This is a genomic window from Streptomyces sp. CB02009 (assembly GCF_001905825.1).
Classification (GTDB): Bacteria; Actinomycetota; Actinomycetes; order Streptomycetales; family Streptomycetaceae; genus Streptomyces.
Genome location: NZ_LIVV01000013.1, coordinates 82,517 through 96,276, shown reverse-complemented (window position 1 = coordinate 96,276; position 13,760 = coordinate 82,517). Strand labels below are relative to the sequence as shown.

The following is a 13,760-nucleotide window of genomic DNA, read 5'->3' as shown; positions in this document are numbered from 1 at the left end:
AGCGCGTGGTTGCCCAGTGGAAAGTGATCGACGCCTTGGTGGAGGTGCTCGCTTCCCGTGGCCGGCAGCGCGAGCTGCGACAGCACGCCGAACTGCCGAGAAGGCCTGGCCCAGGTAGCAGCGGCACAGCGACGTCACCGGGAAGCGTCCAGGCCCCATTCCAGACAGCGCGGCCGAGGAGGGCCACGAGCCATCCGCACCCGCCGCCCCGGCACTGACCCGACACCACGCACCCGCAAACTGCGGTGTGTGGTGACTCGCGGTCGAGCATGCTCAGGCAGCGACAGCGCAGGCAGCCAGGAGCGTCCCGGCGGCAAGGCCGCCCCAGAGGGCAACGGGGCCGTGGGGTGCGAGAGCGGTGAGGGCCGCCGGAGAGACGGCCAGCCCGAACCCTGTGGAGAGCTGGAAGCGGGCGAGGACTCGACCGAGGGCATGCGCCGGGGCGAGAGCGGTGACGAGCGCGGTGGCACTGCCCGCATAGATGATCTCTCCGAAGGTGCACAGCACCGACACCACCGCGACGGCCGGGGCAGCCCAGCCGTGCCCGATGGACACGGCCGCGAGGAACCCGAGGTAGGAAGCGGTCAGCACCGCACCGGCGACCACCAGCACAGACCGCCGGGGGAAGCGGGACAGCAGGACGGTGACGGGGACCTGCAAGGTGACCACCAGCACCGTGTTGGCCACGAAGATGACCGCGGGCCACATGGGGGAAGCGTGCATCTGCGTCACCAGAACCAGAGGCAGCGCGATCTCCGGAACGTTGAGGCAGAAGGCATAGATCACGTTGGCGGCGAGCAGCGCACCCATCCGGGGTGCGGACTCGGCGCCCCCGGCCACGACCGCAGCGGGAGAGGCTGGGCGGGCGTGCACGCGAACGGACCAGGTCAGCGCCGCCGCAACCAGGTAGGCCAGCGCGGTGACGACCGCCAGAGACCGCAACGCGGTAGTACCGCCCGCCAGGCATACGGTGGCCAGGAGGGCACCAGCGCCCAGGCCGGCGTTGCGCAGGGCGCGGGCCGCTGCGAGGGCGGCGTCGCGTTCACGCCCGTGGGCGACGGTCGCGACGAGAGCGGCATGGGCGGCCGGCCACGTCTGGTTGCCGACGCCGAGGAAGAGCGCGGCCATGGTGAACAGCTCCGCACTGCCCTCCGGAGTGGCCAGCAGCAGCACCACTCCCAGCACCCGCACGAGCATCGACGCCGCCACGACCGTGCTGCGCGCGCCCCGGTCCAGCCACCGCCCCACCGCGGGCATGCACAGGAGACCCACGACGATTCCGACTGTCATCGCGATGCCGGCCTCCGGCGCCGGCAGCCTGAGGACCATGACGCCGTACAGCAGCAGGAACGGTCGCAGCAAGCCCGTGCCGATCGCGTCCACGGTGAGGGCGACGGCATAGCGGGGGCCTCCGGAGGCGTGCAGGAGGGCGCGGGGACGGATCTGGGTCCGGGTGGTGGATGGCATAGCGCCCAAGCTGAAGCCGGGCCGCCGACACGGCACGCTGGTTGACGTACATCGTCAACCAACGGCGTCAACGGCTGCCCGGCCCTCGATGATGGAGGGATGACGCTGCGCATCGACATCACCGGACTGCCTCCCGGACGGCTGCGGTTCGCTGCCTCCCCCCTGGCCGAGCTGACTGCGATGCTGCACGTCTTGGCCGAGCCCGCTCACCACCCCCAGCTGGCCGACTGGGCCGACGGCGTCTGGGCCACGATGCCGCCCGAGCTGGCCCGGCAGCTGAGAGAAGCCCAGTTCCTCTGGCGCTCCTCACGAGCCGACTTCCTCGTCCCCGCCCGCCCCCGACGCACCCTCACGGCAGAGCTCGACGACCTGGACCGGATCGACGACGAGACGTACGTCGCCACCGCACTCACCACCACATGCGGCAACAACCGCCTCCACTTTCCAGCACCGTCACCACTCGCCGACCGAGCCGCACGAGCGGGCGCCCTGGACCTCGCCCAAGCCCGCGGGGCACTCCAGGAAGCCTTCGCGGAACGGCTCCTCACCGACCCGACCGCCGTACGAGCACAGATACGCCGCACCCTCGAACACTGCGCCTCGGCGTTCTTCGACACCGCCTGGACCGCCATCGCCACGGAACTCGCCGCCGACCTACGGCAGAAGAACGACCTGCTGACACGACACGGGATCGAAGCAACTCTCGGCTCCGTCTCCAGCGCGGTCACCCTGGCACCCGACGGCAACAGCATCATCGTGGATCAACTCCAGGACAACACCACCACCGCCCACGACCAGGGCGTCACCTTCATCCCCAGCACCTACGGCCGTCCACACCTGGTGGTCATCCACGCACCCGGACGGCCCCCGGTCGTGCAGTACCCCGCGACCCCGCACAACCCGTCACAGCCCATGGCGCAGGAAACCGTCGCCCTTCGACTCGAAGCACTGGCACACCCCGTACGGCTCCGGCTTCTCCGCACCCTCGCCCGCGGCCCGCACACCAACAGCGAACTCGCCCACGCCTGGAAGCTCACTCCCCCGGAGGTCTCCCGCCACCTGGCCGTCCTGCGCCGCGCAGGTCTCCTCACCGCCCGGAGGCAGGGACGCTACGTCCACTACACCCTCGATCACACACACGTCACGACCCTCGGATCCGACCTCCTCGCCGCCCTCATGCGCTGAACAGCTGAACAACTGAACAACTGAACAACGGCAGGCGGCCCAGCCATCGGCACGCCCCAGCCACCTCGCGACCGCCGGCCCTATGGCTACGACGCTCGTGCGGGCCGGCCCAGCTGGCGCGGATGCCACGACGGACGCCTTCACCTCGGGCAGTTCGAGCCCGTCAGCCGTTCGCCGCCCAGATCGCCGCGTTGAGGGCCGTGGCGAAGCACACCCAGCCCAGGTAGGGCACGAGCAGGAGCGCTGCGGCTTTGGACACGCGGCTGAACAGCAGGATCGTGACGCCCGTCGCGACCACCAGGAGAAGGATCTCGATGAGCGCGGCGCCGTAGGCACCCAGCCCGAAGAACAGAGGGGTCCAGCCGAGGTTGAGGGCCAGTTGCACCACCCACCACGCCATCGCCGGCTTCCTGTTCGGCGCGGCCTGTCGCCGCCAGACATACCATGCGGCAACACCGATCGTGGCGTAGAGGACGGTCCAGACAGGGCCGAACAGCCAAGCGGGAGGAGCCCAGGCCGGCAGGTCCAGTGACGTGTAGACCGACGCGGCATCTGCGGAGGCGAGGGCGCCCACCGCCGCGACGGCGTACACCGCAAGCAAGAAGCCGATCAGGGCGGCCCACGCTCTTCCGCCATGTGCGGTCACTCGATCGACCACTTCGGACACCAGGGCTCCCTTTCAACGATCGCGCCGTTCCGACACCTGGGTTTCCGTCCTCCGGCCCCGCTCGGATGCACCCGCCCCGGTCGCTTCCACGCGCACGGAAGCGTGTGGAAGCGGCGTGCTCGGTCGCATGGGGCCGCGGCGCCACGGACGGACCTGCATCTCGGTGCTCCCTGTGTTCCGCTGCCGCCTACTGCCGTCCGGCTCGCTGCTTTTCGGACGGAGCGGGACGCCCTGCGGACGCTCCCGGAGGAGGAGCGTGAACTCCGCTCCCCGACGAGGACAGGGGCGCGGTGGTGAGCCGGGCGTCTCTTGGCGCCGATCAGACCTGGTAGCGCCCCGGGGCGAAGAGGTGCAGATGGTCCGCCACCCATGCCGAGGTCCGCTCCAGGCCTTCCTCCAGGTCGACTGCAGGCTCCCAGCCCGCCCAGGTGCGGGCCCGCGTGTTGTCCGAGAGCAGCCGGTGGACCTCGCTGCCGGAGGGTCGCAGCCGCGCCGGGTCCACGACGACCTCGGCGTCCCGGCCGGAGGCGGTGACGAGGGCCTTCGCGAGGTCTCCGATCGAGATCTCCCGGCCGGTGCCGAGGTTGACGCTCTCCCCCAGTGCCCGGTCGCAGCCCGCCAGCGCCAGGAACCCGGCCGCGGTGTCGGTGACGTAGGTGAAGTCGCGGGTCGGGGTCAGCGAGCCGAGGCGGATCTCGCGGGCTCCGGCGTGCAGTTGGGCGAGGATCGTGGGGATGACGGCGCGGGCCGACTGGCGGGGGCCGTAGGTGTTGAAGGGCCGTACGACGGTCACGGGCAGCTCGTAGGCGTGCCAGTGGGACAGGGCCATCATGTCCGCGCCGATCTTCGACGCGGAGTAGGGCGACTGCGGCTGGAGGGGATGGTCCTCGCTGATCGGGGCCGTGAGCGCGGTCCCGTACACCTCGCTGGTGGAGGTGTGCAGGAGGCGCCGTACGGAGTGGCGGCGGCACGCCTCGGCGATGTTCTCGGTTCCGACGACGTTCGTACGGACGTACGCGCCCGGCGCGTCGTAGCTGTAGGGGATGCCGATGAGCGCGGCGAGGTGGAAGACGGTGTCGCAGCCCTCGACCGCGTCCATGACCCGGCCCGCGTCGCCGACGTCCCCGGCGATGAACTCGACCGGGCCGTGCGGGTCGTCGAGGTAGCGGGCGAGGTGGCCCTTGTCTGCGTAGGGCTTGTAGTGGACGAAGGCCTTGACTCGAGCCCCGCGGTCGACGAGCAGGTCGACGAGGGTGGAGCCGATGAATCCCTCCGCTCCGGTCACCAGGACGGTGCGGCCGGTCCAGTCGATGGTCGTGCTGTTCATGAGGTGAGCTCCCTTGTGGTGGTGGGTTGTCCGGTGAGTCGGATGACGGTCTCCGCGAGCAGGTCGGCGGCGCGGGCGTGGCTTCCCGGGTCTGCGGCACGCCCCATCACGGCGAGCCGCGAGGGGTGGGCGAGCAGCGGGTCGATCAGTGCGGCGAGCCGGTCGGCGGTGGTCTCGGCGTCGGGGAGGAGATGGGCGGCGCCTGCGTCGGAGAGGACCCGGGCGTTGTGTGTCTGGTGGTCGCCGGGGGCGTGCGGGTACGGCACGAGGACGGCGGGTACCCCGGTCGTGGCGAGTTCGGCGATCGTGGCCGAGCCCGCACGGCAGACCACGAGGTCGGCGACCGCGTAGGCGAGATCCATCCGGTCCAGGTAGGGCACCGCCTGGGCGACGGGCCCCGCCCCCGCGTCGATGAGTCCGCGCCGGGTGTCCGCGAGCGCGGCCGGGCCCGTCTTGATCAGGAGATGGACGTCGCCGCGGTGCTGCCAGCGGGCGGCGAGGTCCACGGCGGCGGCGGTGAGGCGGGCCGCGCCGAGGCTGCCGCCGTTGAAGAGGACGACCCGCGCTCCCCCGGGTATCCCGAAGGCCCGCCGGGCCTCCTCGCGCAGGGCCGGTCGGTCCAGGGCGGCCAGGGACGCGGCGATCGGCATGCCGACGGTCCGTGCCCGCTCGCCGCCCGACAGATGGGCGCGGCTGCCGTCGAAGGCGACGGTGAGGTGTTCGGTGAGCCGGGCGGCGAACTGGTTGGCCCGGCCCGGGACCGCGTTGGACTCGTGGATCACGCTGGGCAGCCCGGCCATCTTCGCCCCGACGATGGCCGGGGCGCTCGGGTAGCCGCCCATCCCGACGACGACCTGTGCCTTCTGGGTGCGCAGGACCGAGCGGGCCTGGGCCCCGGAGCGCAGGAGCGCGGCCGGGAGGAGGAAGCGTTTCGCGCCGAGCGCGGGGTCGAAGGGGATCATGTCGACGGTGTGCAGCCGGTATCCGGCCGCGGGGATCAGGGTCGTCTCCAGACCGCGCTCGGTGCCGATGAAGGAGATGACCGCGTCGGGGTCGGCGCGGCGCAGGGCCTCGGCCAGGGCGAGACCGGGGTAGATGTGGCCGCCGGTGCCGCCCGCACCGATCACGACGGAGAGTGGTGTGCGCATGGCCGCCACTCTCGGGACACGGCTTAAGAGGGTTCTAAGAGTCCGGTTTGGCAGGCTTCACGGTATGAGCGACATGAGTGGGACGGGCGTGGGCGGCGCGAGCGGTCCGCGGAGTACCAGCAGGATCCTGGTGGCCGAGGACGAACCGGACGTCCGGGCCGCCGTCGAGGACGGGCTGAGCGTCGAGGGGTACGAGGTCCGGGGTGTCGGCGACGGCCTGGCGGCGCTGTCGGAGGTGGCCGCCTGGCAGCCGGACGCGCTGGTCCTTGACGTGATGATGCCGGTGCTGGACGGCCTCGCGGTCTGCCGGCGGCTGCGGGCGGTGGAGGACCGGACGCCGGTGCTGGTGCTGACCGCTCTGTCGTCGGTGAGCGAGCGGGTGGACGGGCTGGAGGCCGGCGCCGACGACTATCTGGTGAAGCCGTTCGCCCTTGACGAGCTGGTGGCGCGGGTGCGGGCGTTGCTGCGGCGGGCCGCGCCGCCCGCCCCGGGCGGGGACCTGGCGTTCGCGGATCTGACGCTGGATCCGGTGACGCGCACCGGGCGGCGGGGCAGCCGTCCGGTGGAGTTCTCCCGCACCGAGGCCTCCCTGCTGGAGCTCCTCCTTCGGCATCCGGGCCAGGTGCTGCCGCGCGAGGTGATCCTGGAGCGGGTCTGGGGCCGGGACTTCGGGCCCGATTCCAACTCGCTCGCGGTGTACGTGGGTTATCTGCGGCGGAAACTGGAGGCGGGCGGTGAGCCGCGCCTCGTCCACACCGTGCACGGGCTCGGCTACCGGCTGGACGTGGTGTGAGCGGGGTACGGAGGCTGGGCGCCCGCTGGCGGCGCAGGCGGCCGCTCCGTACGCGCCTCGCGCTGGCTGCCTCGGCCGCTGTGGCGCTGGTCGCGGTCGGGGTGTGCGCGGCGGCGTTCTTCGTCATCCGCTACGAACTGCTGCACCAGCTCGACCTGTCCCTCACCCAGTCCGCGACCCGGGTGATCCAGGAGAACCGGGGGGAGGGTCCTCAGGTCGTGGCGGGCGAGTGCCGCTACCTCTCTGCGCCCGCCTGCGCCCAGATCGTCCCTGCCGACCCGGCGGTGGACCCGGGCGAGCCGTATCCGTTGCCCGTCTCCCCGCCCGTACGGGAGGTGGCGGCGGGGAAGCGGGCCCCGTACTACAGCAACGTCAGCCGGTTCGGGCAGCCGCTGCGCATGCTGACCACGCCGTTCGGGGACGGGCTGGCCCTCCAGGTGGCACTGCGGGCGGACCCGGTGGAGAAGGGTGTGCGGCAGGCGGCCGTGCTGCTTGCGGGGGTCGGCGGGGTGGGGGTTCTGCTGGCCGGACTGCTCGGGTATGCCGTGTCGCGCGCGGGCCTGGCCCCGGTGGCCCGGCTGACCTCGACCGCCGAGCGGATCGCGGCGACCCGGGACCCGCGCCACCGCATCGAGCTGCCGGCGGGCCCGCCGGGCCGGCAGGACGAGGTGACCAGGCTGGCCGCCAGCTTCAACACGATGCTCGGGGAGCTGGAGCAGTCGGTGAGTTCCCAGCGCCGGCTGGTCGCGGACGCCTCGCACGAGCTGCGGACCCCGCTGACCGCGCTGCGGACCAACGCGGAGCTGCTGGCCCGCGGCGACCGGCTGACGCCCGCCCAGCGCGAGCGGGCGTCGGCGGCGCTGGGACGTGGCATCCGGGAGGTGACCGGGCTGGTCAACGACCTGATCGAGCTGGCCAGGGACGAGGAGCCGCTGCCCCTCCTGGAGGACGTGCGGATCGTCGAGGTGGCGGAGCACACGGTGGCCACGGCGCGTACGCACTGGCCGCAGACCCCGTTCCTGCTGGATGCGGGGGCGGGGGCGGCGCAGGCGGTCCGGCCGGGAGTTCCGGCGCGACTGGCCCGGCTGCTGACGAACCTGCTGGACAACGCGGCCAAGTTCAGCCCGCCGGGCACCCCGGTCGAGGTGACGCTGAGCACGTACGGAAGCGGGGGCAGCGCGGGCGGGCTGGAGCTGACGGTCCGCGACCACGGTCCGGGAATCCCGGCCGCCGACCTCCCGTACGTCTTCGACCGCTTCTACCGCGCCGAAGCGGCGCGCGCCCTGCCCGGCTCGGGCCTCGGTCTGGCCATGGCCCGGCAGATCGCCCGCGCGCACGGGGCGGAGCTGACGGCGGGGGCGGCACCCGGCGGCGGGGCGCTGTTCACGCTGACGTTCGGTCCGCAGGAACCGCCGCGTGGTGGCGGGCAGTGATGGGCATGGAGAAGTAGCCGGCCCCCTCCCGAAAGCCCCGCCCGGCAGGAGGCCGTACCGGGGACGGGCCGAACGGGTTGGGACCGGGGTCACCAGGCGGGACGGGTATCGCGGAAGGCCGCAGACGTCTGCACGGGGAGGGTGTTCCATCCACTGGTTCGTCAACGCCGGAGCCCGGGGCCCACCCGGAGGCGTGGGCGACGCGTGAGGCCGCCCGTGGCCCGGAGGCCGCTCACTCGGTGTCGCTCGCGATCTCCAGGGCAAGGGCCTGCAGGATCTGTTCGGTGGGTTCTCCGGTCTCCGTCTGGTCGTACGCGTCGGCGACCGTCTCGAAGGCGAGGATGAACCCGCGGACCAGAGCGCTGACCGGCCCGGTGAGCTGTGTCAGCACCGCCGCCCCCACCTCCACCGCGTCGTCGGTGTCGGGAACCAGGAACCGCGTCGGAATGACCTCTCCGAGGAGGTCGGAGACGTAGTCCTGGGCGACTCCCCCGCGCAGGGCGGTGAGCGCCGCGATCGCCTTGAGCTGGATCTCACTCTCGGTCATACGACGAGCGTAGGCATTTCACGTCGGCATCAGCGCGGCCACGCCGATCGACGGAGCGAGCAAAGGGCCGGCCCGTGCGCGGGAGGCCGCACGGGCCCGTGGCCGGGACGGGTGTCAGCCGGGCAGGTGCGGAATCAGCCGGTCCGGGGTCAGGGGCAGCTCCCGCAGCCGTACGCCTGTCGCGTGGTGCACGGCGTTCGCGATCGCGGCCGCCGTCCCCACGATGCCGATCTCCCCGATCCCCTTGCCGCCCATGGGGTTGAGGTGGGGATCCTCCTCGGCGAGCCAGTGCGCCTCGACCGCCTGCACATCGGCGCAGACGGGGACGTGGTAGGAGGCCAGGTCCCGTTCCGCGAAGTCGCCGAACGCGGGGTCGAGCGTGCTGCTCTCGGTCAGCGCCATGCCCAGTCCCATGGTCATGCCGCCGATGAACTGGGAGCGCGCGGTGCGTCCACTGAGCACCCGGCCCGCCGCGAAGACCCCGAGCAGACGCCGGACCCGCACCTCCCCCGTCACGGAGTCCACGTCGACCTCCGCGAACTGCGCACCGAACGCGTGCCGTGCGTACGGGGATTCCCGGCCGGCCTCCTCTGTGGTGTCCACCCGGGCGGTGAGGCCCTCGGGCGGCAGGGGGCCGGAGTGCGCGCGCAGCATGCCGGCCAGGACCGTGCAGGCCTTGTGGACGGCCCAGCCCCAGGACGAGGTGCCCGAGGAGCCGCCCGCCAGAGGGGCCCGCGGCAGCGCGCTGCTCCCGAGCTCCACGCGTACCGAGGCCGGTGGCACGGCGAGCGCCTCCGCGGCGATCCCGGCGAGGACGGTCCTGGCCCCGGTTCCGATGTCCGTGGCGGCGAGCCGTACGAGGTGCGTGCCGTCCGGCGCGGCGTGCGCGGAGGCCGACGAGGGGCTCAGGAGGTACGGGTAGGTCGACGCGGCCACTCCGGTGCCGGTCAGCCGGTCGCCGGCCCGTCGTACTCCCGGCCGCGGGTCGCGCCCCTCCCAGCCGAAGAGGCGCGCGCCTTCCCGCAGGCAGTCCGTGAGACCCCTGCTGCTGAACGGCTTGCCGCTGTCGGGTTCGGTGTCGGGCTCGTTGCGCAGCCGGAGCTCGATCGGGTCGACGCCCGTGGCGACGGCGAGTTCGTCCATGGCCGCTTCGAGGGCGTACATGCCGGACGCCTCGCCGGGGGCACGCATCCATGAGGGTGTCGGGACGTCCAGGGCCACCACACGGTGGCTCGTCCGGCTGTGCGGCGAGGTGTACATGGTGCGGGCCGGGACGGCCGCCTGCTCGACGAACTCCTTGACCGTGGAGGTCTGGGTGACGACCTCGTGGGCGAGGGCGTCGATCACGCCGTCGGCGTTCGCTCCGATGCGGACGCGCTGGACCGTGGGGGCCCGGTGGCCGACGACGGCGGCGAGTTCGCGGCGCGGGAGGGCCAGTTTGACGGGCCGGCCGACGTGCAGGGCGGCCATCGAGGCGAGGACGACCTGGGGCCGCGGGGTGCCCTTGGAGCCGAAGCCGCCGCCGACGTATGCGGACACGACCGTGACGCGGTCACCGGGCACCTGGAACAGCTGGGCGAGGACGTCCCGTACCTTCGTCGCCCCCTGGCTGGAGTCGTACACGGTCAGGGCGCCGTCCTCCCACCACGCGGTGGCGGCGTGCGGCTCCATCGGGTGGTTGTGCTGCGCGGTCATGGTGTACGTGGCGTCGACGCGGACGGCGGACGCGGCGAAGGCCGCGTCGAAGTCGCCGCGTTCGCGCAGGGCCGGGTGGCCGCCGTTGGCCTCCTCGGGTGCGTAGAGGCGGGGATGGCCGGCGGGCGGACCCGGGTCGTGGTCCTCGGTGGCGTAGTCGATCCGCAGGTCCTCGGCGGCGGCGCGGGCGTTCTCCGGGGTGTCGGCGACGACGAGGGCGACGTACCAGCCGCGGTGCGGCACCCGGTCGGTCTGGAGCAGCGTCAGTGTCGGGTCCTCGGCCTCGCCGAGACGGGGCGCGTTCGTGTGGCTGAGCACGGCGTGGACGCCGGGGCGCCGCAGGACGTCGTCCGCGTGGACGGCGGTCACCCTGCCCCGGGCGACGGTGGCGGGGACGGGGACGGCGTGGACGCAGCCGGGCGGGGTGTGCTCGGCTGCGTACCGCGCCGTGCCGGACACCTTCTGGCCGGCGTCACGGCGCACGGCGGGGTCGCTGGAGACGGCAGGGTCGTGAAGGACGGCCTGGTACTGAGGGACGGCGGGGTCGTGGGAGACGGCAGGTCCTTCGTCGGGTGTGGGGGGCACCTGGGGCGGGGGGTTCATGGGCATGGCGGGGGCCGGCTCCTCAGGGGCGGGACGCGAGGTCGGTGAGTACGCGGACGGCGAGGCCGCGGGCGAGCGGCACCTTGAAGGCGTTGTCGCGCAACGGCTCGGCCGCGGCGAGCTCCGCCGCGGCGGCGCGGCGGTACGTCTCCTCCGTGGCCGGCGCTCCCCTGAGGACCTCTTCGGCCGCGCGGGCACGCCAGGGCGCGTGCGCGACCCCGCCGAACGCGAGGGCGGCGTGTCGCACGACTCCGTCCTCGACGGTGAGGCTCGCGGCGACGGAGACGAGCGCGAAGGCGTACGAGGCGCGGTCGCGGGCCTTGCGGTAGGCGCTGTGGGCGGCGACGGGCGGCGGGAGCGTCACCGCGGTGACGAGTTCACCGGGTCGGACGACGCTGTCGTGCTCCGGCGTGTCACCGGGCAGCCGGTGGAACTCGGTGAGGGGTACGGTCCGTTCGCCGTCGGGGCCGAGGAGGTGCACGCGGGCGTCGAGGGCCGCGAGTGCGACCGCCATGTCCGAGGGGTGGGTGGCGACGCACCGCGCGGAGTGTCCGAGCACCGCCAGGTCCCGGTGGACGCCTTCACGGGCGGGGCAGCCGCTGCCCGGCGTACGTTTGTTGCAGGGCTTCGAGACGTCCTGGAAGTAGGTGCAGCGGGTGCGCTGGAGCAGGTTGCCGCCGGTGGTGGCGGCGTTGCGCAGTTGCGCGGAGGCTCCTGCGAGGAGTGCCTGCGAGAGCGCGGTGTAGCGGCTCCGTACCAGCGGATGGGCGGCCAGGTCGCTGTTGCGGACGGTCGCCCCGATGCGCAGGCCTCCGTCCGGCGTCTCCTCGACGCCGTCCAGCGGGAGTCGGCCGATGTCGACGAGGAAGGCCGGGTCCGCCACTCCGAGCTTCATGAGGTCGACGAGATTGGTTCCGCCGGCGATGTAGCGGGCGCCGGGGTGCGCCGCGTACGCGGCGAGCGCCTCCTCGGTGCGCTCGGCGCGAAGGTACCCGAAGGGCTTCACGCGACGACCTCCAGGATGGCGTCCACGATGTTGGCGTAGGCGCCGCAGCGGCAGATGTTGCCGCTCATCCGCTCCCGGATCTCCTCCGGAGTGAGGGGTCCGGGGTCGCCCCCGCCCGGCCCCTCCGGCGGCGTGACGTGTGAGGGGTGCCCTGCGGCGGCCTCGTCCAGCATGGCCACGGCCGAGCAGATCTGGCCCGGTGTGCAGTAGCCGCACTGCAGTGCGTCGCAGGAGACGAACGCCTCCTGAAGGGGGTGGAGGCGGCCTTGCCCGGCGAGACCCTCGATCGTGGTGACGGGCTCGTCGCAGGTGACGGCGAGCAGCAGGCAGCTGTTCATCCGCCGGCCGCCCACGAGGACGGTGCAGGCGCCGCATTGGCCGTGGTCGCAGCCCTTCTTCGTACCGGTGAGGTCCAGGTGCTCGCGCAATGCGTCCAGGAGGGTCGTGCGGTTGTCGAGCCTCAGCTCGTGCGTCGTCCCGTTGATCAGGAGCGAGACGTGCGACGTCTCCGTTCCGTCACGGGGTGTCCCGCGCTCGCTCCCGGCTGCGGCGTCGTCCACGGTGCTCGCTCCTCCGACGGCGGTCGGGGTCATGTGCTGGCCGTCGTGTCCTTCCCGCCTTCCCCGCCTTCCGCCCCGCGAGTCACGGCTGTCGGCCGAACGGCGCAGAGAGCGGTCGGACCGGCGGATCGGCGGCGTCCCCACGGTGACCGGTCAGAGGGAAGGGATCGCTGCTCCGGTGCGGTGACGGGGACGCACGCTCCGTCCGCGGAGGGAGGGGGCGGCGGACTTCACCCGAGCACGTAACGTACGGTACATTCGAGGATCGGATGAGCTTGGCCTGTACCGAAGGTCGATCAGCCGGCGTCGATCGGACAGCCCTCATGGCGGCCTGGTCCGCCTGCTCGAAGGCCGGTTGGCGCGGCGGTTCCGCCAGGCGGCCGGTTCCGTCCGCCGCCACCGAAAGACAGAGGAACCCGGCGCGAGGTGCAGGAAGGATCGACATGGGCGGCACACTGGCGGACGAGATCCGCAGTCGACTCGGAGAGCTGAGCCCCGCTGAGCGCAAGGTGGCGAGGGTACTGCTGGCCGGTTACCCCGCAGCGATCTTCGAGACGGTCGCCACCATCGCCGACCGGGCTTCTGTGTCTGCCCCCACCGTGCTGCGCTGCGCTTCGCGGCTCGGCTACCGCGGATTCCCGGACCTGCAGGCGGCCCTGCGTTCCGAGCTCGAAGCTCGTCACGCCTCACCGATCACTCTGTACGAGAGCGGCGGTTCGGCGAGGAGCCAGGAAGCACCCGTTGCGGAGGAGGGGGAGGGTACCCATCCGGCCGCGGGGCGTTCCCTGGCTCTGGTGCAGCATGCGTTGTCTCAGACTTTCGACGAGATCTCTCCCCATGAGTTCGGGCACGCGGTCACGCTGCTGAGTGACCCTCGTCGCCGTATCCATCTCACGGGTGGGCGCTTCACCCACCTGTTGGCGGAGTATCTGGGGCTCCATCTGATGCAGTTCCGCGATCAGGTCGCCTTCATTCCGGATCGGGACGTGGAGCGCGCCGCGGTCTTGACGCAGCTGTCACGTCGGGACGTGACGGTCCTCTTCGACTACCGGCGCTACGAGGACGACAAGGCCGTCATCGCGGAGCTGGCACGGGAACGTGGGGGCAAGGTCATCGTCTTCACCGATCCCTGGCTGTCGCCGGCGGCGAGCCACGCCGACGTCGTCCTGACCAGCCAGGTGCATTCCGACTCCCCCTACGACAGCCTCACACCCACCCTCGCTCTCATCGAGTCCGTCGTCGCCGCGACGCTGAGCGAGCTCGGCGCCGACGCGCATCAGCGGATGAAGGATGCCGAGGCCGTCGCCAGACGCGCCGGGCTCCTCTGAG

At 72.5% G+C, this 13,760-nt stretch carries 12 protein-coding genes; 4 read left to right on the top strand and 8 right to left on the bottom strand.

The window, feature by feature from the left end:
• Positions 1-273: 273 nt before the first annotated feature.
• A complete protein-coding gene (locus AMK27_RS37640; protein WP_073918544.1) occupies positions 274-1,467 on the bottom strand; it encodes an MFS transporter in 1,194 nt (397 codons plus the stop codon).
• 99 nt (positions 1,468-1,566) lie between these two features.
• Between AMK27_RS37640 and AMK27_RS37635 the strand changes: the two genes are divergently transcribed.
• Positions 1,567-2,652: a helix-turn-helix domain-containing protein gene (locus AMK27_RS37635; protein ID WP_073918542.1), complete on the top strand. Its 1,086-nt coding sequence runs from the start codon at positions 1,567-1,569 to the stop codon at positions 2,650-2,652.
• A gap of 163 nt (positions 2,653-2,815) precedes the next feature.
• Here the strand turns inward: AMK27_RS37635 and AMK27_RS37630 are convergent, their stop codons facing one another.
• The 3 genes from AMK27_RS37630 to AMK27_RS37620 form a co-directional block, all read right to left on the bottom strand.
• Positions 2,816-3,319, bottom strand: a complete 504-nt coding sequence (locus AMK27_RS37630; RefSeq protein ID WP_241847730.1) for a TspO/MBR family protein — start codon at positions 3,317-3,319, stop codon at positions 2,816-2,818.
• A 319-nt stretch (positions 3,320-3,638) separates the two neighbouring features.
• Entirely contained in the window at positions 3,639-4,646 is a 1,008-nt protein-coding gene (locus AMK27_RS37625) for a GDP-mannose 4,6-dehydratase (protein WP_073918536.1), read from the bottom strand.
• Positions 4,643-5,794, bottom strand: coding sequence for a UDP-N-acetylglucosamine--N-acetylmuramyl-(pentapeptide) pyrophosphoryl-undecaprenol N-acetylglucosamine transferase (locus AMK27_RS37620; RefSeq protein WP_073918507.1), 1,152 nt, complete (start codon positions 5,792-5,794; stop codon positions 4,643-4,645). Before AMK27_RS37620 ends, AMK27_RS37625 begins: the two co-directional genes overlap by 4 nt.
• A 73-nt stretch (positions 5,795-5,867) precedes the next feature.
• Between AMK27_RS37620 and AMK27_RS37615 the strand changes: the two genes are divergently transcribed.
• Both AMK27_RS37615 and AMK27_RS37610 read left to right on the top strand, forming a co-directional pair.
• Positions 5,868-6,587: a response regulator gene (locus AMK27_RS37615; RefSeq protein WP_198956012.1), complete on the top strand. Its 720-nt coding sequence runs from the start codon at positions 5,868-5,870 to the stop codon at positions 6,585-6,587.
• Positions 6,584-8,020 carry a sensor histidine kinase gene (locus tag AMK27_RS37610; protein WP_073918504.1) on the top strand — a complete coding sequence of 479 codons (1,437 nt, stop codon included), beginning with the start codon at positions 6,584-6,586 and terminating at the stop codon, positions 8,018-8,020. The genes AMK27_RS37615 and AMK27_RS37610 overlap by 4 nt, the downstream gene beginning before the upstream one ends.
• Before the next feature lie 232 nt (positions 8,021-8,252).
• On the opposite strand, the gene AMK27_RS37605 is transcribed toward AMK27_RS37610, so the two are convergent.
• The 4 genes from AMK27_RS37605 to AMK27_RS37590 form a co-directional block, all read right to left on the bottom strand.
• The gene (locus tag AMK27_RS37605; protein ID WP_073918501.1) at positions 8,253-8,567 is read right to left on the bottom strand and encodes a hypothetical protein; all 315 of its coding nucleotides are present in this window, start codon (positions 8,565-8,567) and stop codon (positions 8,253-8,255) included.
• Positions 8,568-8,681: 114 nt separating this feature from the next.
• Positions 8,682-10,871, bottom strand: a complete 2,190-nt coding sequence (locus AMK27_RS37600; protein WP_241847729.1) for a xanthine dehydrogenase family protein molybdopterin-binding subunit — start codon at positions 10,869-10,871, stop codon at positions 8,682-8,684.
• A 16-nt stretch (positions 10,872-10,887) separates the two neighbouring features.
• Positions 10,888-11,871 (bottom strand): FAD binding domain-containing protein, encoded by a 984-nt coding sequence (locus AMK27_RS37595; protein ID WP_073918498.1) that lies wholly within the window; start codon positions 11,869-11,871, stop codon positions 10,888-10,890.
• Complete coding sequence (locus tag AMK27_RS37590) at positions 11,868-12,431, bottom strand: 2Fe-2S iron-sulfur cluster-binding protein (protein ID WP_389818039.1); 564 nt, start codon at positions 12,429-12,431, stop codon at positions 11,868-11,870. The genes AMK27_RS37595 and AMK27_RS37590 overlap by 4 nt, the downstream gene beginning before the upstream one ends.
• A 443-nt stretch (positions 12,432-12,874) precedes the next feature.
• Here AMK27_RS37590 and AMK27_RS37585 point away from each other — a divergent pair, with 443 nt between their 5' ends.
• The gene (locus AMK27_RS37585) at positions 12,875-13,759 is read left to right on the top strand and encodes a MurR/RpiR family transcriptional regulator (RefSeq protein WP_073918492.1); all 885 of its coding nucleotides are present in this window, start codon (positions 12,875-12,877) and stop codon (positions 13,757-13,759) included.
• Position 13,760 lies beyond the last annotated feature (1 nt).